General features: G+C 49.6%; 22 protein-coding genes. 10 read left to right on the top strand and 12 right to left on the bottom strand.

Annotation, left to right across the window (positions count from 1 at the left end):
* Window positions 1–39 precede the first annotated feature (39 nt).
* The 3 genes from ABWW03_RS01285 (at window position 40) to rsgA (ending at window position 3,160) form a co-directional block, all read left to right on the top strand.
* A complete protein-coding gene (locus tag ABWW03_RS01285; protein WP_353405871.1) occupies window positions 40–1,011 on the top strand; it encodes an NAD(P)H-dependent flavin oxidoreductase in 972 nt (323 codons plus the stop codon).
* A 308-nt stretch (window positions 1,012–1,319) separates the two neighbouring features.
* Window positions 1,320–1,736: a hypothetical protein gene (locus ABWW03_RS01290; RefSeq protein WP_353405872.1), complete on the top strand. Its 417-nt coding sequence runs from the start codon at window positions 1,320–1,322 to the stop codon at window positions 1,734–1,736.
* Window positions 1,737–2,116: 380 nt separating this feature from the next.
* Entirely contained in the window at window positions 2,117–3,160 is a 1,044-nt protein-coding gene (gene rsgA / locus ABWW03_RS01295; RefSeq protein ID WP_353405873.1) for a ribosome small subunit-dependent GTPase A, read from the top strand.
* Window positions 3,161–3,239: 79 nt separating this feature from the next.
* Here the strand turns inward: rsgA and ppnN are convergent, their stop codons facing one another.
* The 6 genes from ppnN to ABWW03_RS01325 all read right to left on the bottom strand — a co-directional run bounded on the left by ppnN (window position 3,240) and on the right by ABWW03_RS01325 (window position 11,072).
* A complete protein-coding gene (gene ppnN / locus ABWW03_RS01300; RefSeq protein ID WP_353405874.1) occupies window positions 3,240–4,604 on the bottom strand; it encodes a nucleotide 5'-monophosphate nucleosidase PpnN in 1,365 nt (454 codons plus the stop codon).
* A gap of 114 nt (window positions 4,605–4,718) precedes the next feature.
* Window positions 4,719–5,939 carry a multidrug effflux MFS transporter gene (locus tag ABWW03_RS01305; protein ID WP_353405875.1) on the bottom strand — a complete coding sequence of 407 codons (1,221 nt, stop codon included), beginning with the start codon at window positions 5,937–5,939 and terminating at the stop codon, window positions 4,719–4,721.
* A 24-nt stretch (window positions 5,940–5,963) separates the two neighbouring features.
* On the bottom strand, window positions 5,964–7,142 hold the full coding sequence (locus ABWW03_RS01310; protein WP_353405876.1) for an MFS transporter: 1,179 nt from the start codon (window positions 7,140–7,142) through the stop codon (window positions 5,964–5,966).
* Window positions 7,142–7,495: a YqcC family protein gene (locus tag ABWW03_RS01315; protein WP_353405877.1), complete on the bottom strand. Its 354-nt coding sequence runs from the start codon at window positions 7,493–7,495 to the stop codon at window positions 7,142–7,144. The genes ABWW03_RS01310 and ABWW03_RS01315 overlap by 1 nt, the downstream gene beginning before the upstream one ends.
* Window positions 7,496–7,519: 24 nt before the next feature.
* On the bottom strand, window positions 7,520–9,649 hold the full coding sequence (dinG, locus tag ABWW03_RS01320) for an ATP-dependent DNA helicase DinG (protein WP_353405878.1): 2,130 nt from the start codon (window positions 9,647–9,649) through the stop codon (window positions 7,520–7,522).
* 274 nt (window positions 9,650–9,923) lie between these two features.
* On the bottom strand, window positions 9,924–11,072 hold the full coding sequence (locus ABWW03_RS01325; protein WP_353405879.1) for a 1-acyl-sn-glycerol-3-phosphate acyltransferase: 1,149 nt from the start codon (window positions 11,070–11,072) through the stop codon (window positions 9,924–9,926).
* A gap of 181 nt (window positions 11,073–11,253) precedes the next feature.
* Between ABWW03_RS01325 and ABWW03_RS01330 the strand changes: the two genes are divergently transcribed.
* The 5 genes from ABWW03_RS01330 (at window position 11,254) to ABWW03_RS01350 (ending at window position 14,577) form a co-directional block, all read left to right on the top strand.
* A complete protein-coding gene (locus ABWW03_RS01330) occupies window positions 11,254–11,724 on the top strand; it encodes a YchJ family protein (protein WP_353405880.1) in 471 nt (156 codons plus the stop codon).
* A 31-nt stretch (window positions 11,725–11,755) separates the two neighbouring features.
* Window positions 11,756–12,826: a DUF3549 family protein gene (locus ABWW03_RS01335; protein WP_353405881.1), complete on the top strand. Its 1,071-nt coding sequence runs from the start codon at window positions 11,756–11,758 to the stop codon at window positions 12,824–12,826.
* 11 nt (window positions 12,827–12,837) lie between these two features.
* Window positions 12,838–13,755 carry a winged helix-turn-helix transcriptional regulator gene (locus tag ABWW03_RS01340; RefSeq protein WP_353405882.1) on the top strand — a complete coding sequence of 306 codons (918 nt, stop codon included), beginning with the start codon at window positions 12,838–12,840 and terminating at the stop codon, window positions 13,753–13,755.
* Window positions 13,756–13,764: 9 nt separating this feature from the next.
* Window positions 13,765–14,088, top strand: coding sequence for a hypothetical protein (locus tag ABWW03_RS01345; RefSeq protein ID WP_353405883.1), 324 nt, complete (start codon window positions 13,765–13,767; stop codon window positions 14,086–14,088).
* 126 nt (window positions 14,089–14,214) lie between these two features.
* Window positions 14,215–14,577 (top strand): VOC family protein, encoded by a 363-nt coding sequence (locus tag ABWW03_RS01350; protein WP_353405884.1) that lies wholly within the window; start codon window positions 14,215–14,217, stop codon window positions 14,575–14,577.
* A gap of 13 nt (window positions 14,578–14,590) precedes the next feature.
* On the opposite strand, the gene ABWW03_RS01355 is transcribed toward ABWW03_RS01350, so the two are convergent.
* Window positions 14,591–15,814, bottom strand: coding sequence for an FG-GAP repeat protein (locus ABWW03_RS01355; RefSeq protein ID WP_353405885.1), 1,224 nt, complete (start codon window positions 15,812–15,814; stop codon window positions 14,591–14,593).
* Between the two features lie 597 nt (window positions 15,815–16,411).
* Here ABWW03_RS01355 and ABWW03_RS01360 point away from each other — a divergent pair.
* Complete coding sequence (locus ABWW03_RS01360) at window positions 16,412–17,536, top strand: alpha/beta hydrolase (RefSeq protein WP_353405886.1); 1,125 nt, start codon at window positions 16,412–16,414, stop codon at window positions 17,534–17,536.
* An 86-nt stretch (window positions 17,537–17,622) separates the two neighbouring features.
* On the opposite strand, the gene ABWW03_RS01365 is transcribed toward ABWW03_RS01360, so the two are convergent.
* From ABWW03_RS01365 to ABWW03_RS01380, 4 genes are all read right to left on the bottom strand, one after another.
* Window positions 17,623–18,492, bottom strand: a complete 870-nt coding sequence (locus ABWW03_RS01365; protein ID WP_353405887.1) for a DUF1295 domain-containing protein — start codon at window positions 18,490–18,492, stop codon at window positions 17,623–17,625.
* 403 nt (window positions 18,493–18,895) lie between these two features.
* A complete protein-coding gene (locus tag ABWW03_RS01370; RefSeq protein WP_353405888.1) occupies window positions 18,896–19,444 on the bottom strand; it encodes a DsrE family protein in 549 nt (182 codons plus the stop codon).
* Window positions 19,445–19,489: 45 nt separating this feature from the next.
* Window positions 19,490–19,882, bottom strand: a complete 393-nt coding sequence (locus ABWW03_RS01375) for a hypothetical protein (protein ID WP_353405889.1) — start codon at window positions 19,880–19,882, stop codon at window positions 19,490–19,492.
* A gap of 23 nt (window positions 19,883–19,905) precedes the next feature.
* Window positions 19,906–20,991, bottom strand: a complete 1,086-nt coding sequence (locus tag ABWW03_RS01380) for a TetR/AcrR family transcriptional regulator (protein WP_353405890.1) — start codon at window positions 20,989–20,991, stop codon at window positions 19,906–19,908.
* 95 nt (window positions 20,992–21,086) lie between these two features.
* Between ABWW03_RS01380 and ABWW03_RS01385 the strand changes: the two genes are divergently transcribed.
* On the top strand, window positions 21,087–22,466 hold the full coding sequence (locus ABWW03_RS01385; protein WP_353405891.1) for an MATE family efflux transporter: 1,380 nt from the start codon (window positions 21,087–21,089) through the stop codon (window positions 22,464–22,466).
* Here ABWW03_RS01385 and ABWW03_RS01390 read toward each other — a convergent pair.
* The gene (locus ABWW03_RS01390) at window positions 22,461–22,835 is read right to left on the bottom strand and encodes a YybH family protein (protein ID WP_353405892.1); all 375 of its coding nucleotides are present in this window, start codon (window positions 22,833–22,835) and stop codon (window positions 22,461–22,463) included. The two genes, ABWW03_RS01385 and ABWW03_RS01390, sit on opposite strands and share 6 nt — an antisense overlap.
* Window positions 22,836–22,845 lie beyond the last annotated feature (10 nt).

Below are 22,845 nucleotides of genomic sequence, written 5' to 3' on the forward strand. Positions count from 1 at the left end.
GTTTTATAAGCGCTGACTTTTCGCAAAGGACACAAGCCCATGGCACTACCCGAGATTCTTAAAGGTCGCTTATCTGTACCCGCAGTGGCCTCACCGATGTTTATTATTTCCAATCCTGATTTGGTATTGGCGCAGTGTAAGGCTGGCGTGGTGGGTTCGTTCCCATCCCTGAACGCCCGTGGGGAAGGTGAATTCGAACAATGGCTTATTCATATCACCGAGGAACTGGACCGCTACAATCAGGAAAACCCTGACAAGCCGGCTGCACCCTACGCGGTTAACCAGATCGTACATCGCTCTAACAATCGATTGGAGCAGGATATTGAGCTCTGTGTGAAGTATGAGGTCCCAATTGTTATTACCTCTCTGGGTGCTCGTGTGGAACTCAACGACGCGATTCACTCTTACGGCGGCATTACCCTGCACGACATCATCAATAACACCTTCGCCAAAAAGGCCATTGAAAAAGGTGCGGATGGTTTGATTGCGGTGGCCGCAGGTGCGGGTGGCCACGCGGGTGTGCAGTCCCCTCTCGCCTTAATCCAGGATATTCGCCAATGGTTTGATGGCCCATTGCTGCTGTCAGGCTCTATCGCCACCGGTGACGCCATTTTAGCCGCCCAGGCCATGGGTGCTGATCTGGGCTATATCGGTTCAAGCTTTATCGCCACCACCGAAGCCAATGCGGACGAGCGCTACAAGCAAATGATCACCGACTGTGACGCGGAAGACATCGTCTACAGTAATCTGTTCACCGGTGTGCACGGCAACTACTTAAGGCCTTCCATTGAAGCCGCAGGTCTTGACCCCAATAATCTTCCCGAAAGTGATCCCTCGAAAATGAACTTCGGTTCCGGCGGCGATCAGAAGAGCAAAGCCTGGCGTGATATCTGGGGCTGCGGGCAAGGCATTGGTGCAATCAAGGATGTTCAGCCAGCGGGAGAATTCATCGAACAACTTGGTCGAGAATACAAAGCAGCCCTGGCGCGATTAAACGCCTTGCAGGGCTAAAAGGAGCACATAAAAGTAATAAAGTCGCCCGAAACCGATGGGGGCTATAAAGCAGGAAGGGGGCTTTATAGCTACCTTGGGGTATGAAGGGCGGCGTCCCATCGGTTCGAGCAGTTTCATTCTGACTCTGCTCTAGCCCCCAAATCATCACGCATTTATCACAAATTTCTCATCCCTTCTCGTCGCATATTTTCACCATAAGCTCATTCATTTTGAATCTAAACAAAGCCTTGCACAGCGAGGTAAGCTCAGCAAAACTTCGCCCGTTAAAAATTCCTACAGTCATAAATTTTGGTGCGGATTAAATTATGAAAGCTTGGACCTTGCTGTGTACCCGAGTCTCAACAGGCTTATTACTCTTAATTTGGGGCGCAATAAAAATTGGGGCGCCCGACAAAGCCAAAGGCGTTTCTGAAAAATATTACGGCGGCCTAGTCAGTGCGGATGAAATTGTCTTGCTGATGGGCGTCGCGCAAATCGTTGTCGGTTTGTTGGTTATTGTGGGCTTGTTTCGTAAATACGTTTACCCCGCCCAGGCCGTTATCCTGGGCTTTGGTTTGTTTGCAATCTGGCAATACATTCTCGACCCACTGGGCATGTACCTGGCTGCAGATCCAAAACCACTGTTCTTCCCATCCACGACCGTTTTCTTCGCCACACTGATCATGTTGCTGTACAAAGAAGACGATCAATTGGCATTGGACAATAAATTCGGCAAGCGTTAATTGCTCTGCTGCCGCGACAGTTATCACTGGCAACTGGGTACCTGTTTCTCTTATGAGTAACAGGCATCATTTCAGTTGCCAGTTTTTTCACATTCTTCGAAACATCATACATTCCACCTCTCACTTCCTTCTTTCCTTTGTCATTTGCTTTCGACCTTTCTCATCCTCCTGCTCTTGACAAGTTGAGTGTTTTTGATAGATTTGCGCTTTGATTAAGCAATACCACGCTGGAGGGTAAACATGATTGTCGTCAACACCTTCCGGGCAAACAGCTGATACTGACATAAGCTGACTTCTCTGCCCGGTTCCTGAACCGGGGCATTATCGCCCCTATTGAATCATCGATTGGACGCTAAGCTACGCATGCGTCAGGGGTTCTTATGACTACAATTTTTTCACTGCCTCAGCTGGGGTGGTCACCTTTTTTTCAACAGCAACTCAGCCTGGAAGAATGCACCGAATTTCGGCCGGCCAGGATTGCTGCACAACATCGCTCCCACTTCGAACTCTATAGTGAACAGGGCCAACAACCGTTAAATCTGACCACACAGATGCCTTTGCTGACCGTGGGCGACTGGGTGTTATTGAACAGTGATGGCAGCTTCTATCGTCGGCTCGACCGACTCTCACTGTTTTCACGAAAGTCTGCGGGAAGCAAAGTGTCGGAGCAGTACATTGCGGCCAACATCGACACCGTCTTTATCACTACGGCTCTGAATCAAAACTTTTCTCTCAATCGGATAGAACGGTATTTGGCTCTGGTGAAAGACGCAGGTGCCGAAGCGGTGATTGTGCTGACTAAATCCGACCGGTGTGAAGATCCACAGATATTGGTAGAACAGGTGCAAGCGCTCGATCCTCTTCTCGTCGTGGAAGCGGTAAACGCAAAAGATCAACTCAGCGTCGAAGCGCTCAGACTCTGGTGTCGAAGCGCAAACACCGTCGCGGTACTGGGGTCTTCGGGTGTCGGCAAATCCACTTTGATTAATACCTTGTCGAATCAATCTTCACAGAAGACGGCGGCCGCACGTGGTGACGATGACCGAGGGCGACACACCACGACCTCACGCAGCCTGCACTTTATGGAAAATGGCGCAGTCCTGCTCGACACACCAGGAATGCGTGAACTGCAACTGAGCGACTGTGAAGACGGCGTTCGAAGTACGTTTGCTGACATCAACGATTTGGCAGAACACTGTCGTTACAGCGACTGCCAACATGAATCCGAACCCGGCTGTGCCGTTCAGCAAGCCATCGATGCGGGAGTAATTGACCCGCGCCGACTCAGCAATTACAGCAAGCTGATACGCGAACAGGCGCACAACCGTGCGTCTCTCGCTGAAAAGCGAGCTAAGGATCGGTCGCTGGGTCGATTTTATCGCAGCGTGAAAAACGATGTCGCGCGGCGTAAAAAAGGGCAATAAGGTAAACGCAAGCCGCCTTATCAAGTACGGCTTTTGCCGTGCCTGATAAGGCCTTGTTAACGGGAATTAACCAAGCGAATTAATGGCTCAGTTCATAGCAAGGTGTGTACTCACCTTTTAATTTCATACGACCTGCGCTGACGAAATCTCTCAGCAAAGCGTCCATCGCCTGCATGATATCAGCGTCGCCCTTGAGCTGGTAAGGACCATGCTCACGAATTTGCTCGATACCGTAGGGCTTCACATTACCTGCAACAATTCCAGAGAAGGCGCTGCGCATATTAGCAACCAACTCATGGGCCGCGACATTTTTATTCAGCGCCAGCGCCGCCATGTTTTCATGGTCAGGAATAAAAGGTTGCTGCATGGATTCGGGAATGGTCAGCTGCCAGTTGTAAACATAGGACTCGTGAGAGCGACGACGCTGGCGCTTCACTCGTTCAACGCCCTGCTTAGCCAAGCGCGCAACCTGTTCGGGTTGGCCCGTAATAATCTCATAATATTGCGCGGCATCATCACCCAACGTGAAGCGAATGAAACGGTCCAGATCCGCAAAGTACTCGGGCTTTTCTTCCGGTGCCGCGAAGATTAACGGCACTTCGATATTTCGGTTATCCGGGTGCATTAAGATGCCCAGCAGATACATTACCTCTTCTGCGGTGCCGGCACCACCGGGAAACACGATAATACAGTGGGCCATACGCACAAAGGCTTCCAATCGTTTTTCAATGTCTGGCAAAATCACCAGTTCATTGACGATGGGGTTCGGAGATTCCGAGGCAATAATGCCCGGCTCCGTAATACCGACATAACGGCCGTTGTGAATTTGCTGCTTGGCATGGCCTACCGCTGCCCCCTTCATCGGCCCTTTCATAGCTCCGATGCCGCAACCGGTACCGACGTCCAGACCGCGCAAACCCATCTGATAACCCACTTTTTTGCTGTAGTCGTACTCCAGCCGGTCAATGGAATGACCGCCCCAACATATCACCAAATTAGGAATGCGCTCGGGTTTGACCACACCAGCGTTACGCAAAATTCTAAATACCGCATCGCTGATGCCTTCGGCATTGCTGAGGTCGAAGTTCCCGTGTTCACTGAGTTTATTGTGCGTAAACACAATGTCGCGCAACACATCGAACAGTTGATCCTGAATACCGCGAATCATCACGCCATCCACAAACGCACTGGCCGGGGCATTGCGAACTTCCAGCTTTACGCCACGCGATTGCGGTGACAGTTCAATGGAGAAATCTTTAAAACTATTGAGCAGCAGCTCGGGATCATCATCTTCCGAGCCCGCATTAAGAATCGCCAAAGCGCACTCGCGAAACAAGCGATGCACTTCGGGGTGAGAATCCATCAGACTTTCCATCTCACGGTGGGAAAGCAGGTTCATGCTGCGTGTCGGCCGGACACTGGCGTATTTGATTTTATCACTCATACGTAATACTCCTTTTAATACAGAGCCAGCATGAGCGATCAATATGACAGACGGTAGAGACTTGTAAAATTTAAATATTTTTTCTAAATATGTACTCGGTTACATCTACTCGCTCTATTGCTGAGCTTCCTGAGGTGATTCCAGCCTATCGGCAATTGTGATAATTATCAAGGCCAGGGCGGAACAGACCGCAAAACTCAACACCAGCGGCATCACGCTCCCTTCGTAATAACTGCCGATTACCGCACCCAGCGCAAAGGAGATAAGCGTAGACACAGAGCCCACCACCGCCGCGCCGATGCCCGCCAGCTTGCCCAACGGTTCCATTGCAACCGAGCTCATGTTGCCAAATACCAATCCCACACAAAACAGTAAAACGCCCAGGAACAACATAAACGCCAACAGATTCGGCTCACCTAAAACCCAAACACCCATACCAAACAGGCAGGCCATTGCCATCACACAAATGATGGCTCTGCGGCTGATCAGACGCATCCCGTAACGCACCACGATGCGAGCATTTACCACCGACGCCGCCCCCAGGCATAGAGCCAAACAGGCGAACAACAAGGGGAAATATTTACCGCCCCCTAACTGTATTTCCAGAATTTGTTGGGAAGTGGATAAAAACGCAACAAAAGAGCCGGAAACAAAACCTGCCGCAGCGGTATAGCCAATGGCAGTTGGCTGTTTGAAGACAAACGCAAACCCTTTCGCGATATCGATAATATGGAAACGACGGCGCTGATCTGCAGACAAGGTTTCCGGCTGGCGCAGCCCCAACCAACACCAGATCAACACCCCCAGAATCACAAAGGAACTGAAAATCATGCGCCAGTCAGCCAGCCATAGCACCAACTGCCCAAGGCTCGGCGCCAGAGCGGGCACCAGAATAAAAATCGTCATCATAAACGACATGACGCGAGCCATTTCTCGCCCTTTATACAAATCGCGAACGATGGCCATAGTAACGACTCGCGGCCCTGCCAGCCCCAAGCCCTGCAACAAACGGCCCATCAGCATAGTGTCAAAGTCTTCAGCAAACATCGACAACAGGCAGCCTAACAGATAAATCCCCAAACCAATGTAAATCGTCGGTTTGCGCCCGATGCTGTCAGACAGTGGACCAAAAACAATCTGGCCGACACCCAAGCCCAAAAAGAGATACGCAATAATCAACTGCACCTGATTGGGGTTGTCAACATTCAACTCATCACCAATTTGCGCAAGCGCAGGCAACATAGCGTCGATAGCAAGTGCCACCAGCGCCGTCATTAACGCCATAAGTGCGATAAATTCAGGCAGTTCCAAAGGCTTTTGGGGTTTATTAAACACGTTTACTCCGAGGGCCTGTTCGCCCTATCTCACTTCATTTCCAAGGCCCGGCACAGACGGAATCTTGCGAGCCAACATCAAAGAACCCAGCGCCATCGCTGCCCCAAGCAGAAACACCGCAGCACTGGATGTCATCCACAACAGACCGAAACTCACCGGGATGACAACCGCCGCAATATGATTGATGGTAAAACTCACACCCGAGGTTGCGGCGATGTCCTTCGGGTCGGCAATTTTCTGAAAATAACTGTTGATGGCGATTGCCATTGAAAAGAACAGATGGTCAATGATGTATAAACCGGCGGCCAACTCAGCATTGTCGACAAACGCGTAACTGATAAACACCAGGATCAAACCGATGTATTCAACACTCAAGGCGGTACGTTCACCGACACGATTAATCCAACGCCCGATGGGTGCAGCAATCACACTGTTAATGGCATGGTTGATCAGATACAGGGTGGCGATATCGCTGACGTCGTAGTGGAATTTCTCCACCATCATAAAACCAGCAAACACCATAAAAATCTGTCGGCGAGCACCACTCATAAATACCAATGCGTAGTATAGCCAGTAACGGCGACGCAGAAACAAGCGTTTATGCTGTGGCTCCCGTTCAGGAAACAGTGGATACGCCAGAAACATAAAAAGCGCCAGCACAATACACAAGCCACCTCCGAGCAGGTAAGTTGACTCATAGCCCAGGGGCTGCCAGATAATGAACCCATACACCACCAGAGAACTGGCCGAACTTAAGCCCAACAGCTTGCCCAATAGGGCCGGCGCCTGATCTTTCGGCAACCACTGCAAGGCCAGAGATTTCTTGAGAGTTTCAAAATAATGAAACCCCACCGACATAAGAAACGTCGTACACAGCAAGCCCATGCTACTCGGGAAAAAGCCCGTTAAGGACACTCCCAAGCCCAATGTCAGCAGAGCCAAAATGGCAAAACGCTGCTCGCGCAATACCAACAATACAAATACCGCGGTAAACGCTAAAAAGCCCGGAATTTCACGCACACTTTGCAGAAGGCCGATATCCGCTCCGGTATATTGAGCGCGTTCCACCACGAAATTATTCAGCAAGGCATACCAGGTGGAAAACGCCAGCGGCATTGCAATGGTCATCAAGGCCAGCAACACATAGGGCGAACGCCAACCCGAATATTGCAAGGCTTGCGACTCTTTCACTTCAGCATTCATTAGTGACGCGCCTGTTCAACGCCCTGCCCCAAACAACCATCTATCGCCCGCAGCACCGGCAACAACACCGACGAAACCTCAGCTTGTTGACGATACACCTCTTCCGCCATAGCGGTGATGCCACTAACCACAGGTAACGGTGCTTGCTGCGCTAACATAAATTGAATGCGAGCGATAAAAATAAATTGCAGCCATTGGGAAAATTCCAAGGTATCGATGCAAAACGGCTGAGTGCTGGCCAGAGCCTCTGCACACGGTGATTCCGATTGCCACAAATTGAGCTGACGCAATGTCGCCTCCAAATCAAGCAATAATGCCGCCATTTCGGCAGCTTGCTTCTCGTTGCGGGACATCAGGTCAACTCCTTACATTGTGATTTAAAAACGACGTGCAAACGGTGGCAGGGAATTTAATATGGCTTGTCCATATCGACGACTCAGCAAACGCTTATCCAATAAAGTCACCTGCCCGGTGTCCGATTCTGTACGCAGTAACCGACCACTGGCCTGAATCAAACGCACACAAGCATCCGGCACGGTAATTTCCATAAAAGGGTTGCCACCACGAGCCTCAATCCATTCCGCCAAAGACGCTTCCACGGGATCATCTGGCACCGCAAAAGGGATTTTAGCAATCACCACATGACTGCAATATTGTCCGGGCAAATCGATACCTTCTGCAAAGCTGGCCAGCCCGAAAATCACGCTCTGCATGTCACGGTCGACAGCTTTTTTGTGGGCGTTGATAATTTCCTGCTTGGACTTTTCGCCCTGCATCAAAATTCGGCCCTGCCAGGAAATCGGTAGGCCTTCAAACACTTCGCGCATCTGTCGACGCGAAGAAAACAGTACCAAACTGCCCAATTCCTCTTTCAGCAGCTTGGGCAACAATTCAATAATACTGTCGGAATGCGCCATGGCATTACCGGCATCCGTCGCCTCAGGCGGAATCGCCAGCAAGCCATTGCCCTGGTAATCAAACGGACTCGGAACAGAATCGTAACAGCTGTCGGCCGGGGTGCCAGCGCGCATACGAAAACGATCAAACGTCTGCAACGCCGTCAGTGTTGCTGAGGTTACCACCGCACCACAGCAGCGGCTCCACAAACCATAGGCGAGGGTTCCCGACGCCAGAATCGGGCTGGAACACACTTCCAAATCGATATAACCGCTGATTTCCACCACCGTAATCCAACGCGCGGTCGGTGGCACACCGTCTTTATCGGGAATGGCGAAACTTTCCCACAACGCCGCGTTTGCCTCCGCCCTCGCTTGCCAGGTGCCGACCAGTGGGTACCAGTTTTCCAGGTCCACTTTGGGGACTTCGCAGTAGCTGTCCTCCATGGCCTCTTCCAGTTCCCGGGCAATTTTTCCCAATAAATCCTGCAAGCGATCAAAGGCGCGGTAAATTTCTTCACACTGCTGACGCTGCTCAGGGGGGATAACACCGCCTTCAAAGCGATAACGCAACTGGCGATCATCGTCATCAAGGGTGTCCGTCAGCGCCTGAAAATCCGGGTAAATACGATCCAGCTCCTGGCGCGCATCCAGCATGGCTGCCGGCAATTGTTCTGCAAAACGATCCACATTACCCGCTCCGGAAATATGGCCCAACATCGCCGCCAATTGTTTATTGCTTTGCTCCAACCACTTCGAGGTCGAGAGCATGCGACTGTGGTGGGCAAAATGCCCCAGCGCTTTATCTGGCAGGTGATGGCCTTCATCGAAAATGTAAATGGCGTCTTCCGGTGCGGGCAAAATGGCGCCGCCTCCCAGAGCCAGGTCAGCCAACACCAGGTCGTGGTTGGTCACAATACAGTCGACATTGCCGATATTGTCTCGAGCTTTTAAAAAGCTGCAACTGGAAACATTGGAGCAACGTCGGCCAGTGCATTGCCGATGATCCGTCGTGACACGACGCCAGATATCATCTTCCACCCCATCGGCCCAGGCATCTTTGTCGCCATCCCATTCGTTCGCCGCCAATGCATCGACCATATTCTGATAAATTTTGATCGACTGCTCGTCCACACCACTGGCGTATTCTTCATACAATGCCTGACTTGGGTCGACGGGCACAGGCCCCTCGGCCTGCTGTAAGAGGTTGTCCAGTTTGCTCAAGCACAGATAGCGCCCACGCCCTTTGGCCAGCGCGAAACTGAATTGCAGCCCGCTGTTATTACGCACGTCGGGCAGGTCTTTATTGACGATTTGTTCCTGCAAGGCCACGGTCGCCGTGGACACCACGAGTTTTTTCCCCAGCGCCTTGGCAATCGGTAAGGCCGCCAGCAAATAGGCTACCGTTTTACCGGTTCCGGTACCCGCTTCCACCACACAGATATGCCCATCGCCATGGCGCTGATCATTATCATCCAGCACGATGCCGCCTAATGTGCGGGCGATGTCCGCGATCATCAGCTTTTGCCCATAGCGCGGCTGTAGACCTTTGGTCTCTAAAAACTGGCTGTACGCGCCCTGGATCTGGCGCTTGAGATCATTTGTGAGCATGGAACAAATTTGATGTTAACTTGTGGAACCAGAGAAACTACTGGATATATATCAGGTAGGGCATTCTACCTTGTTTGGGGCGATACGAATAGCCGGAGGCTGACGGCCTGGACGAAAAGGGAAGCGATGTGAGGGCGCGGGGAAATTTGGAATGTGGCCTGAGCCGCCTCATGCTCGAGCGCGCCTAAGCCACCTGGGGCGCATGAATCGCAACGCCCATGTCGATTGTGGCGCGCCCTCTGGGATTCGCCCGCAGATGGCGGCGTAAAAGAGACTATTTTGACAGCTTATTGCTGACCGGATTGGCGTACATCGCCAAGTAAATATCTCGTTGTGCTTCGGGCACTTCGGCTAATCGCTGCTCGAATTCAGCTTGTTCGGTGCGGTGGGCATCGGCTTTGAAATCCGTCGCATCAGGGCCCACTTTGATCATCGGCCATTTCTTATGCAGTTTTTCATAGGCGAAGCAATTACTCGGGAACAGGCGATATTCAAAACGAATCTGTCGGTCAATCTCTGCGGCAACATCGTCGGTATTTTCAAAATCACCGCGCAATACATCACCGAACGCCACGTGCACCCGGCCTTTATCCCCGACAATACCTTGGGCAATACTGGTGATGTCCTCGTGCTCGTCCTTCTCATAAGCCCCCTCCTGAGCCTGGCAATGCAGCTCATTGGTTTTCATGGCATCACAAGGGTCCAGCTCATAGGAAATGGCCACAGGAACAATATGCAGTTCATTGATGTATTCACTCAAACTGCGCTGCTTACCTTTGCTGAGCGCAATCATGCTGATTACCGCAGGGTTGGTCACATCCAGGCCATCCTTCGCCCGCCCTTCACGATGGGCAATCCAGATATTGGCTTTCTCTTCATCGATAGAGTGATGAATGTAACTGGACAAATGCTTGGCCGCCTTCAACTTTTCTCGCGGCGCCGTTGCCGAGCGGTTCACAATAAAGCTCTTGTTCAAACGCATCAGGTCAGACACATACGGTTTGGTCAGCAGATTGTCCCCGATGGCGATACGCACAGTATCAAAACCATTTTTGTACAAAGCCATACTCACAAAGGCCGGGTCCATGGCGATGTCCCGGTGATTACTGATAAACAGATACGCGTTGTTAGGGTCCAGATTCTCAATACCCGACACCGTCAAACCGCGCGAGGTGCTGGCGATCATTTTATCCATATAGGCCTTCACTTCGGCCTGGAAGTCCTCAACATTTTTCACCTTGGACAATCGACGCTGCAGCGCCCACTTAATCACCGGGCGAAGCAAGCCTCCAATCAAACCGCTTAAACGGGGAAAGCGAAATGCGGCGATCGCTTGTAATAATTCCGGATCGTGAAGGATTTTATCCAGAGTGGGGCGAACTTCGGCATCATTATAGGGGCGAATATCGTCAAACTTGCTCATAGTGTTCCTGTAGCGACAAACAGCGGCCAACAAGCGGCTGGCCAAAGCTTGCCAACATACCGAAAAGGCGCCGCAAAAGCTATACGTCAAAGCCGCCGATATAGGCGTCTATAGCGTCCTTTCAAGCCATCTCGGAGCTCTCATGATAGAATGCCGGGCTTTTCACAATGAGGGTGTACCCATGTCGGCCAGCAATTGCTATTGCCAAAGCCAGGCCCGCTTTGAAGACTGCTGCCAACCCGTTATCGCCACACAATCGGCTCAAACCGCCGAGGCCCTGATGCGTTCGCGATACACTGCCCATGTTCTGGCCGACATCGATTACCTGATGGCCACCTGGCAGCACAGCGAAGGTCAGGCTGCCGACACCCGTCAATGGGTAGAATCTCACGATTGGCTCGGCCTGCAGGTTTTGCAATGCCGCAAAGGTGGCTCGACGCACAAGGAAGGCCGTGTCGAATTTATTGCCTATTACCGCCCTAAAGGCACTCAGGAACGACGTGCCCACCATGAACTTTCCGACTTCGCCAAAGTCGATGGTAAATGGCTCTATGTCGAAGGGCAGACACCCCAAAGCGCACCGAAAAAAACCGGCCGCAACGACCCCTGCCCCTGTGGCAGCGGCAAAAAATTTAAACGCTGCTGCGCCTAGCCCGCGATCAGTTCGTGAGAGGAAGATCAACATGAGCGCCCCTGTAAGCACCCTTTACCAACTGCTTGAAAGTATGAAGGTGCACTGTCGCTGGTTTGACGCCGGCCATCGCATCAGCAAACTCAGCCCCGGACAATGGCAGCAGTTTGAAGACGGACAGACTGCCTACCCACAGCCCTATTTGAAACACGCCTATATAGGCTTGGCTTTTTGGCCCGCAGATGATCAGCGCAAACAGCAGGTGCAACTCTGGTGTCTGCGCTTCCCTCTGGATGAACAGGGCAAGCTCGATCTCGCCAGCCGCGATCAATTTTTAAAGCACCTGCTCACCGCCCTAAGCAGCAATCTGGAAGCTGCGAAAAAAGACGAGCAATTAACCGCTGTCTTGGAAGGCAACCCCTATGTATTCAAGCCCAGTGACGAGAAACAGGCCAACCTCCACGCCGTTGTCAGCCAGCAACTGAAACAACCACACAGCGCGTTTATGAGCACGGTCCTGAACTATTTTGCCAAACCCGAAGGGGATGACTGGCAACAGTTGGGTATCCAAGGCCTGGCCGATCTCGCTTGTCGCTGGCAAGACCACCAGAACGAAATTTGCGCGGCCATTCCACAATTACCCAGTCCGGTGCTGTGCAGCTTTTGTCACTGCCTGGAGCACCATGCCATCAACGGAATTGTGGCCGACGCCCTGCTGGAAAAACTGAAGAACAGCGAGGATAAAGCCGAACAAATTGCCTTGCTCCGCGGCATCAGCTACTGCCAGGATAACGCCCGCATTGAAGCTGCCCTGAATTTGGCCTTATCCAGCCCGGTGATGATGGATGTGGAAATGCTGGTGAGCTTGAGCAGTCGTTGCAGCCAACAACTCGTCAGTGAAAAATACGCTCTGGTATTTCTGGAGCACTTGGCCGCCGCCGGTCACGACGTGTTTGCCGCTGTGATGCAAGAGCTGCTATTCCAAGCCACACTGAGAGAACCCCTGCTGGGCTATATACGCTCACCCGAACGCTCGGAAACCCTCAGCCAGGCCATCGGGCATTTGTTCTCGCAACCCAAACCCCAAGCAAAACCCGACTCCCCAGCCGAACCAACGCACTAAGCCCTCGTATTATGAAAGCGCCCAGTCACATCTTGCAGACCATTGCCGACGGATTGGATTTAATCGCCAACCGCTGGACACTCAGCATTCTGCAAGCGGCCTTTCAGGGCTGCTGCCGCTTTGATGAGTTCCGAACGCACACGGGTATCAGCCGTGCCACATTAACGCGTCGCCTGGAAGAATTAACCCGACATGACATTCTGATTAAGCAAGCCAGCGATCACCCTCGTCGCTTTTTGTACGTCTTCAGCGAACGTGGCTTAGGTCTATTGAACGCCTCACTGCTTGCTCGCGAGCTGGAAGCCGCTTGGAGCGGAGAGCCGCCTCGGTCACTCAAACACACTACATGCGGCCATGAATTTCGCGCCCAACTGATTTGCGAACACTGCAATGCCGAACTGCATGACAAAGACATCGCCTGGCAGAAACGTGACCATGGCATAAACGAGCTGCAAGAGCTCAATCAACTGCAAACCCTCAGCAGCAACGGTCAAAGCAAACGCCCAAGAGACAGCGCGCTCAATAGTAAAAACGGCCAAAGCGTCGTCGCGAATATCATTGGGGACCGCTGGTGTTTATTAATCATCATCGCCAATTTGCTGAACGTATCCCGCTTTGACGATTTCCTGAAACTCTTAAACATTGCTCCCAGCACCCTGAATGCCCGTTTGAAACGGTTGCAGGAACAAGAACTCATCAACAAAGAGCAATACCAGGAAAACCCTCCACGCTATAACTACCAACTCAGTAAAAAAGGACTGATGGCCGGGCGATTTATCAGCGAACTTCGACAGTGGATATTGGCCGATAGCAATGAAAGTGTTAGCAGCCAATTGGTGCATACGCCCTGCGGAACCCGTTTACAGCAGAAACTGGTTTGTGAGAGCTGCGGGAAAATACCACGAGCGGATACGCTTTTACCTGTTTAATAAAAAACAATGGAAAATAAAGAAAATAAAGAAAAATACCTTCATTTTTTTCTCGGCATCTGTTTCGTTGTGCTTGGGGTGGTGATTGTTTCGAAAACCAACGTATCTTTTTATGATATGAAATACGGGAGAGATTTGATCTTTTCAGGTGCAAGCAAGCATATATTGGCCTTATCCGCCTTTAGCTGCGCCCTGGGATTCTTTTCCTATTTCAAAGAACTGAACAAAGGCTATGAAACCCTGAATTCCAATGATTTCCACATTTTTCCGTTTTTGGCCTCATTTATTTTTTTACTTCTCGCTTACGCAGTAGAAAATGGTCTATTTCAATAAGCAATTTTCGAGCATCAGTTACCCGTCTTCCTGGCGTTAAGCAAACCAGAACCCCAGAGCCTGCTGACACATCCTGTCAATACGACTTGGTATCGTTTTCCTCACTTTAGGAGAAGGATACGAGCAATGAAAATAAACTACGTCGTTCTTGGCACCAATGATATGGAAGCTGCCGTTAGGTTCTATGACTCACTGTTTGAACAAACAGAGTTTCAACAAACCTTTGCGACAGAGCGAATGACCTTTTGGCAAGGTGAGGATAAAGACTCGGCCTTTGCCGTGGCCAAGCCTTTCGACGAAGGGCCTGCCACCCATGGCAATGGCACAATGATTGGGTTGAGTGTTGGCTCTATTGATGAGGTTGAGCGCCTGTATCAAAAAGCCCTCCAATTGGGCGGCCGCTGCGAAGGCCAACCCGGTCAACGCGGACCTCGCTTTTCGGCCTACATAAGAGACCTTGATCACAATAAAATTGTGTTTTCCGACTGACAGGCCGACAACGCTAGTTCACCAGACGCTGAATATAAACGGCACCAGATTTTTTGCCATTATCCGCTCGATTGGGTGAAGCGATAATGGCATGATTTTCTGAAAGTGCGACATTCCCCCCCAAACGGTCACCAACAGCACCATCATTGGCCAAAACTTTTGAGGAATACGTCCAAGTACCCGCGACCTTCTTATAGACATACAAAGCGCCAGCATTGTCTTCTTTCTCATCATTGTGCATCGCGCTGATAATGGCCGTATCGCCTTCCAAGCTTACACCTCGGCCAAATCGGTCGTCGGCCTTGCCGTCTGGCGCAAGCAGTTTGTGTTTCTGCGACCACTGGCCATTTGATCGCTCGAAGATATAGGCCGACCCCGCATCAACCCCCACACCCTCAACATCATCACGTCGTGCAGAAATTAATGCGGTATCGCCTGATAGCGAAACTCTGACACCAAAAATGTCCACGGCCCCAGCATCAGTAGCCATAAGCTTGGCCTGCTGATGCCACTGCATGCCATCATAGGTAAAGGCATAAACAGCCCCCGCCTTTTCGGCTTTTTCATCATTTAAATCAGCGCCCACCAGAATGGTATTCCCGTCAATGGCCACACTGATACCAAACAGATCACCCTCAGCGCCATCGCCTGCTGTAAGCTTCGCCTGAAACTGCCATTGATCGTTTTTGCGCTGAAAAACATAGGCCGAGCCAGAATCTATTTCCGATGCGTCACTACGCGGAGCACCAATCACCAGAGTATTGTCTGTGAGCGCGATACTTTGGCCAAAGGAATCACCCTTTTTTGCATCAAAGGCCGTCAACCACTGCTTTTCAAACCACTCCCCAGATTCGCGCTCGAACACCAACACAGCACCTGCGTTTTCAGCAACATCATCTCGACCGATAACCCCCAACACCGCCGTGTCTTTCTTCAACGCTAAATTCCCACCCAGCGTGTCCCCCTCAAGAGGCGCATTGGCGACAAGCTTGGCCTCAAAACGCCAACCTTCAGGGTTTAAGGTATAAACATAAGCCGCCCCAGAATCCTTCACGTTTCCTTCGTCGGCCCTGAACGCACCAACCAGCGCAGTACCACCATCAATAGCGACACTGTAGCCAAATTGATCCTCCGCCTGCCCATCGTTGGCAAGCAGCTTCTGCTGCGCCGCCAGCGTCTCACCGACCACCAACAAACTCAAGACAAAAGCGGCCTTTACTATTAACATTTGTCGCATGGAAATCTTGTCCTCATGTTTTAGAATGCTAGCGGTTGATTTTTAACGCACAGGTTTTTCCGATAATAATCATTATATACACTGTGACAATAAGCGTTTAGGTAGAAAGACCGATAAAAAGGATGAAAATCTAAGCGCCAACCGAATACGCGTTCAAAAGCAACCTTCTAAAGCTAAGCACAGGAAACGCATAAACAACCAAGAACATAATTAGTTTTTACGCCCCACAGCAATGAAGAAAAATTAACTTTCACAAATTTCCCCGCCATTGTTGAGAAACATCGGTGACATTTAAAACATCCAGACTCTGCTCCACAACCACCTTGAATAAGAGTTTTTTTAAAATACTATAGAAACTCTTCTTACTGAAAATCGCACATCTCTTCGTAATAACGTAAAAAGCGACACTTTACCTAAAACGCAAAGTTTTTCTCTTAAAAGACGAACAACCAATATCGAATTGTCGCGCCATGCATCACCCCTCAATGTAATTCATGATAAGTTGTAGGAAAGATAAAATTACTGTTTTAGATTATTAATCGAAAATCTGAGTCGAACTTATATTCAGCGTCAAACTAACAACAGGAGCAAAACATAATGAATCGCATATTCTCTCTAACAATAACAATTATACTAGCTATTTCAATTATCGGCTGCTCAAATACACCGCTCGAGGGTAAATCTGCCACTCTCAATAAAGAGGGCTTGATTGATAAAGACAGTTCGTACATTAAATTAGTTCACTACGGCACATCTAGAACTGACAATTGCAAAAACACTAGCTGCAATGACGACCCCTCGAGATTAAACAGTGGAAATTCTAATAGCGAAAGCCACATTACATACGGAATAGTTAAAGTAAGAATTCCATACTCAAAGAAAATTGGTGGGACCTCTGGAATGTCTCCCCTATCAATTCAACACAACATTCCATGGAATGACTTTATCTCGAAACTCACCAATGATGACTTACTAATTTTCATCCATGGATTTAACACATCATTTACCAATGGCGCGAAACGAAGCGCTCAGCTGGCACATGACACAAATTTCAAAGGCAAAGTAGTTTTTTATAGCTGGCCATCAAGTGAAAATCCAGTCTCATATTCAACAGACAAGAAAAGAGCCCAAGAGAACTTTGGAATGCTAGCCGACTTTTTACAAAATATAAGCGAAAAAACAAATAAAAATATACATATCATTGCTCACAGCATGGGAACGTATTTACTAATGAACTCTCTATCTATAATAAAAAATAGAATCAATCAAAACGACATATTGCTATCAAAAAGAAGAAAAGAAAACAATGGTAAAATATTCAGCCAAATCATTCTAGCCGCACCTGACATCAATAAGGATGATTACTATAAAAATTTCTTTGCACATGAAATTTCTAATATTGCAGATAAATTTACACTGTACTCCCACAAAAATGACAACGTTTTAAAGGCATCACGAATAGTAAACTATTTTGTAGAAGGCTCTAATCAAACGAGACTTGGTGATTCATCCGCTAACTTTTTTGTAATTGAAGGAATGGACACAGTCGATACAAGAGAGGAAATTCCACACCAATTTTTCGGACATTCTTTTTATGCCAACTACAGAGCCCTAATTTCGGACATTTATCTTTTACTAAACTATGGAACTGCTCCAGACAATAGAATGCTGCAAAAAGTCACAGACAATTCAGGCAAGTCATTATGGTTTATTCGAGATTGATACATACAGGGCTGATAAAAAGCCTACAACGCACTATTGAACTGTAAGCCACATTAATCGAAGCAGCCCACAAGAGCCAAATACAATCAATGTTTTAACTTCGGAATCAAAACCGGAGTATTCTGCTTATAAGCCTGATACTCCGCCTCTTCTCCCCAACGCTTATCCGCGCCGGCTTCCAAACCTGGAATACCGGAAATACGAGTCAGCAACAGAATGACAAACACAGGGCTTAACAATGTGGCGTACTGCCAGGATTGCAGTACTGGCACGGCAAGAATCGCTACACCAATCCATAAACAGATTTCGCCAAAATAATTGGGGTGGCGAGAATAGGCCCACAACCCGGTATTGATATAGCGGCCTTTATTGGCTGGGTCAGCACGGAAGACTCGTTTTTGGCGATCTGAAATTGCTTCGAAAGCGAAGCCCAAAACCCATAGCGCGATGGCGAAACCATCCCACAGCTGCAGCTCTAACACCTTGTCACTGCTGATGGCAGCCAGTGCGGCTGCGGCGGTGAAAGATACCCATAGGCCTTGTAGCGTCCACACCACAAAGAAGCGAGGCGCATTGGGCTTGATCTGATCGAAACGATGGTCTGAGCCGTCCTGCAAGATGCGAGTAAATAAGAAACTGCCTAAGCGCAATGCCCAGATAAGCACCATGGCCGTCAGCACAATGCTGCGCATATCTTCTTTGGCAGCAAGAAAAACAGCGAGTAGTGTCACACTGATGTAGGTAAGGCTGCCGGTCAAATCAAAGTAGCGCTCGGTTTGCCAGATATAAGCCGGAATAAACATCAACCACTGCACGACAAAGGCCAAGCCCATGCACAAAGCAAAAATCGGCCAATCGAAGGCCACCAAACTGTGGCTACTGCCCGCATAGCCCAGCCCTACCGCCACCACCGCGATAAGCAATAAGAATTTCAATGCCCGTATATACTTCGCCATAAGGCCTCCGCTTTTCATTATTTTCTACGCATTGCCAGAGAATTAGGATCATAAGATCAAGTTACTATCACTATAAGACTTAAAGGAATTTCAAGCAAGTGATACCTGCCAATGCGAAAACGACGTGTATCTACTGATTTAGACTTGATTCGGAGGTACGGAGCGGAAAACAAACCACAAAGCTGATTGCCCGCATCTCTGACCTCACGCATCTTCATACTGATCAAAGGGGCCCAAAGCCCTGCTGAACCATTCAGAGCGCGCGCCGAGGGAGCAAAAAAGACTCGCGCCTTTGGCGAGGCTTTTTTGTGAGTGAGGGAAGCCTGGAAGGCCGCCGATCGTGAAGCCGGGCTTTGGGCCCCTTTGATCAGCTACCGAAGTTTAAAAGAAACCCACCTGAAAGCTAAAACGGATTCACCGTATATCCATCCTGCTGCAAAAGCGCATGCGCCGTCATGGCCGACAGCGACATTTGCACACCTTCGTACAAATCGTCGTTTTTAATATCGTAATACGCTGCTGTCTGACCGCACAGGAAGACTTGAGTATTATTGCCCATCAAGGCTTGCAACAAAGGTAAATTAGGGTTGTCTGCCAGCTCTTTGGCTTTGCGTGCTTTATTGTGCAGAAGATCAAGACCGGCTTTTCCGTGCACCACTAAGGCTAACTCGATATTCTCTGGCTTTACGCCAGCGGCTGCATGCATATTGATAAAACGGGCGAGGGAATTGAAATTTCGGTTAAGCTTGCCGGGCTCAGCAGCTTTGCCAACATCAAAGGCCACTTTAAACTTGGCGTCTTTGCTGACGGGCTTGCTTTGATTCACCTTGGCATTTTCACCAAAGTTTTTAATTTGCGGGCCAGGAGCAAAGACTTCTGCGCCAGCCGCAGCCGAACCATAAGGCAGCAGCAACAAACACAACACCATAAAAAAAACGGAAAGTGACTTCATATTTAATTCCTTTAACATTACGTGTTCTGGTCTTCTTATTGATAACTATTTGATGGCAATCGGCTCAACACCACAACGTTTTTCATTCGATGTCGCAAACACAAAGCGGCATTTACTTCCCCAACACTCTCGGACATAAGCTCGCACTCGCCTTTCAAAAGCGATAACAAAATATAGATCATCAAGGGTTAAGGAACGACTCACTTCAGCACCGGATAAATTACTCAACTCCAGCTCATTTGAAGGTTTAATATTGAGCTGCTGCTCTTTTGTATAATGATTCAGTAAAGCGATAGCGTCTTTTCTGGAAATGTTTTTGTAGAATACTTCCTGAGTTTGGCCATCGCCAAAAGTATCTACTTTCAAGGAGTGCTTTGCTGGCGCCGCACTGCAGGCCAGCAAAGGGAGTAGGATAAAACCCAAAAGTAGTCTTGTCACAGCCTCTCCCTGGCAATCAGCGCTTAGTTCAGCCCCTGACGAATAAATCGCATCAGGTATTCTTTCACTTCCTCTTCAGTGTAATCCTGTACGCTCCAATAACGCAGCGACCAGACATTACAGAAGAAGTAGACCATATTGGCGGCCAAACGAGATTTCGGGGCATCGAATACCCCTTCTTTGTTGCCTTCGATAATGATCGCTTCCCACAACTGAGTGAACTTGCGCTCAATATCAAAAACCTTTTCGCGGTTATGGCGACTCAGTGCGCGGGTTTCGCGGTACACCAGATTAATGTAACGGCGATTTTTGGAAATGTATTTCATATACGCCGACACCGCCTCTTCCAACTTTTGAACAGGCGGGTGGTCTGTGCTCATTTCTTCGTACATATAATCGAAGATTTCTTCCATGCAACCACTGGTAATCATAAAGAGCAGATCTTCCTTGCTCTCGATGTACTGGTACATAGTAGAAATAGGCAGGCCAGCGGCCTTAGCTACCTTACGAATCGTGGTTGCCGCATAACCTTCGCGACCAATAACCTCACAAGCCCCTTCAAAAATCCGGCGTTTCTTATCTTCAACAGCCTGTTCTTTTGGACTGAGCGGCTGGCTCTTAGTCGTTACCACCTGTTCTTTGCGAGCGGCCACAATCTCTTCCGTTTTGGCAACAACGTCACCGAGGTCATACCACAGCCCTTGCAGATTGTATTCCGCAATAAGACTGTCTGGGCTGGCCTTATGTTCGGGGGCACCTCGGAAGAGCTGTACACGAATGGCGCAACGCTCGGCATTTTTAAAAATCACTTCGGCAATGGCTTGCAGACTGTCGCCTTCGCCTTGGGCAAAGGCATTCAAGTGGGTGTTTTCGATGCGTAACAGACGATCTTTTTCCTGGCTGCGCAACAACTCATGGGCGGCTACCCAAGCCATCCGAGCACAGGCATCATCCAACACCCAAGCGTGATTCCCGATGTCTTCCTTGGTTAGATCCGACTCTACACAGACGCCCTTTTCATGGGCGCGTTTGCGTATGCTGTAGCTGCTTTCTATTTTGTTGAGCTTATGCTCCAAGCTTTGTTCTGCAGTTTGTGTGACTTCGGCCATTGGGTCCCCCAAATTTTGCCCAATTGTAGCAAATCCATTGAATAATGAACGCATTATTATACAATTATTGATCATCAATACTTACAATTAACACCATGCCCGACAAGCAAACCGCCCCCGAACAAACACCTTCCCCGCAAGCGGTCAGCCACGCTCCTGCTGGCCGAACCTTTCTAAAGTATTTACTGCCTTCACTGATTGGTTTGCTGGCTATTTCATCGGCCTCGATTGTCGATGGCATCTTTATCGGACGCTTTGAGGGTGAAGCGGCATTGGCAGCCATTAACCTGCTGATTCCGATTTTTTCGGTTTACGCCGGGCTCTTTTATATGCTGTCGGTCGGAGGCTCTGTTTCCGCCGGCAAATGGATTGGCGAAGAAAACTACCTGGATTGCTCAAATATTTTCAGCAAGTCCCTGATGGCTCTCGCAGGCACCGCTCTGATATTTTGTGCACTGAGTTTTACGCTGGCCGAGCCGCTCTACCGCCTACTGGGTGCCGACGCCTCCCTGCAATCTTTGCTGAACGATTACTTCAAAACCCTTCTCCCCTTTCTACCCATTCAGGCCTTGAGCATCGGCTTGTATTTCTTTGTGCGCATTGCTGGCAAACCTGCTCTGGCGTCTGCGGCTTTGATCGCTGCCGCTATTATCAATATCGCCCTGGACTATCTCTTTATCGCCCGGCTCGATCTCGGCCTGTACGGAGCAGCGTTGGCAACAGGCTTATCTCAACTGAGCGCCCTACTAGTGCTGTCGCTGTATTTTCTGCACAAACAGAGAATATTAACGTTCTCATTTCGCCAAAAGAACTGGGCCAGCCTTGCCCAAAGTTCGTTCAATGGCCTATCTGAATTCATTAATGAAATGTCGGCCGGCACGGTCGCTTTTATTATTAATCTGCTGATCATCAAACAACTGGGCACCCAGGGGCTAGCGGCATTCAGCCTGGTGAACTACACCATGTTCATTGGCCTGCTGGTGAGCTTCAGCATTGCCGATTGCCTACAGGCGCTCAGCAGCCAGTGTTACGGCGCCAAGCAGTGGCAACAGTTACGCCGGTTTTTATTGATTGCCCTGGGCGCCAGTGTCGGCGTCGGCATGGCCTTCAGTGTTCTGTTGCTCAGCTCAGCAGAGCACATCATGTCGGTGTTTATTCAGGGCGACCAACAGGCGCTGCTGAATCAAGCCAACCTGTTTGCCGACATTCTGTGGCCGGTATTTATCTTGAATGGCTTGAACATCACCCTGTCGGCGTATTTAACGGCCCTACATCGGGCAGCCGCTTCGTCGTTTATTGCTCTCAGCCGCAGCCTGATTTTGCCGCTAACGTTTATTGCCGTATTTATCTACGCTCTACCCCAGTACTCTCCGGTCTTGAGCATCACCTTGGCCGAAGCAGGCACCTTAATTCTGGCGGTGTTGCTGTACAAGAAATACAGCATTGCCACCTTAATGCGCCGGGGGCATTTATAAACCCATGGGGTTATCAATCACAAACTGCCATTCGCCCTCGGGAGATTTGCGCAGCATATCAATGGCTCGTTGAAGCTCTGGCGTCTCGGATTGATCATCGGCCCAATGCCAGACGACCACCACTAATGCGATGTCATCAACAACATGAATGCTGCGGCTAAGCAGGGCCATATTGGCGATAATGACCGAGAAACGCTCAAGTTCGGAATGAAGCTCCCCATCGTTTTGAGTCAACTCACCGTCGGATTTCACATAGGCGCCCTGCTCAACATAGAGCGCACGGGCTTTGGCAAAATCCTTTTTCAGCAAGGACTTGACCAGGGTTTTATACACCCGCTCAATGGCTTCTTTGTCATCTGTGTTTGTCATATTTTTCACC

Source organism: Pseudoteredinibacter isoporae, assembly GCF_040372805.1.
Classification (GTDB): domain Bacteria; phylum Pseudomonadota; class Gammaproteobacteria; order Pseudomonadales; family Cellvibrionaceae; genus Pseudoteredinibacter; species Pseudoteredinibacter isoporae_A.

What these genes read in the sequence shown, in the direction of transcription:
- ABWW03_RS01285 (WP_353405871.1), top strand. Translation starts at nt 40, where the DNA reads ATGGCACTACCCGAGATTCTTAAAGGTCGCTTATCTGTACCCGCAGTG.
- ABWW03_RS01290 (WP_353405872.1), top strand. Translation starts at nt 1,320, where the DNA reads ATGAAAGCTTGGACCTTGCTGTGTACCCGAGTCTCAACAGGCTTATTA.
- rsgA (WP_353405873.1), top strand. Translation starts at nt 2,117, where the DNA reads ATGACTACAATTTTTTCACTGCCTCAGCTGGGGTGGTCACCTTTTTTT.
- ppnN (WP_353405874.1), bottom strand. Translation starts at nt 4,604, where the DNA reads ATGAGTGATAAAATCAAATACGCCAGTGTCCGGCCGACACGCAGCATG.
- ABWW03_RS01310 (WP_353405876.1), bottom strand. Translation starts at nt 7,142, where the DNA reads ATGAATGCTGAAGTGAAAGAGTCGCAAGCCTTGCAATATTCGGGTTGG.
- ABWW03_RS01315 (WP_353405877.1), bottom strand. Translation starts at nt 7,495, where the DNA reads ATGTCCCGCAACGAGAAGCAAGCTGCCGAAATGGCGGCATTATTGCTT.
- dinG (WP_353405878.1), bottom strand. Translation starts at nt 9,649, where the DNA reads ATGCTCACAAATGATCTCAAGCGCCAGATCCAGGGCGCGTACAGCCAG.
- ABWW03_RS01325 (WP_353405879.1), bottom strand. Translation starts at nt 11,072, where the DNA reads ATGAGCAAGTTTGACGATATTCGCCCCTATAATGATGCCGAAGTTCGC.
- ABWW03_RS01330 (WP_353405880.1), top strand. Translation starts at nt 11,254, where the DNA reads ATGTCGGCCAGCAATTGCTATTGCCAAAGCCAGGCCCGCTTTGAAGAC.
- ABWW03_RS01335 (WP_353405881.1), top strand. Translation starts at nt 11,756, where the DNA reads ATGAGCGCCCCTGTAAGCACCCTTTACCAACTGCTTGAAAGTATGAAG.
- ABWW03_RS01340 (WP_353405882.1), top strand. Translation starts at nt 12,838, where the DNA reads ATGAAAGCGCCCAGTCACATCTTGCAGACCATTGCCGACGGATTGGAT.
- ABWW03_RS01345 (WP_353405883.1), top strand. Translation starts at nt 13,765, where the DNA reads ATGGAAAATAAAGAAAATAAAGAAAAATACCTTCATTTTTTTCTCGGC.
- ABWW03_RS01350 (WP_353405884.1), top strand. Translation starts at nt 14,215, where the DNA reads ATGAAAATAAACTACGTCGTTCTTGGCACCAATGATATGGAAGCTGCC.
- ABWW03_RS01355 (WP_353405885.1), bottom strand. Translation starts at nt 15,814, where the DNA reads ATGCGACAAATGTTAATAGTAAAGGCCGCTTTTGTCTTGAGTTTGTTG.
- ABWW03_RS01360 (WP_353405886.1), top strand. Translation starts at nt 16,412, where the DNA reads ATGAATCGCATATTCTCTCTAACAATAACAATTATACTAGCTATTTCA.
- ABWW03_RS01365 (WP_353405887.1), bottom strand. Translation starts at nt 18,492, where the DNA reads ATGGCGAAGTATATACGGGCATTGAAATTCTTATTGCTTATCGCGGTG.
- ABWW03_RS01370 (WP_353405888.1), bottom strand. Translation starts at nt 19,444, where the DNA reads ATGAAGTCACTTTCCGTTTTTTTTATGGTGTTGTGTTTGTTGCTGCTG.
- ABWW03_RS01380 (WP_353405890.1), bottom strand. Translation starts at nt 20,991, where the DNA reads ATGGCCGAAGTCACACAAACTGCAGAACAAAGCTTGGAGCATAAGCTC.
- ABWW03_RS01385 (WP_353405891.1), top strand. Translation starts at nt 21,087, where the DNA reads ATGCCCGACAAGCAAACCGCCCCCGAACAAACACCTTCCCCGCAAGCG.
- ABWW03_RS01390 (WP_353405892.1), bottom strand. Translation starts at nt 22,835, where the DNA reads ATGACAAACACAGATGACAAAGAAGCCATTGAGCGGGTGTATAAAACC.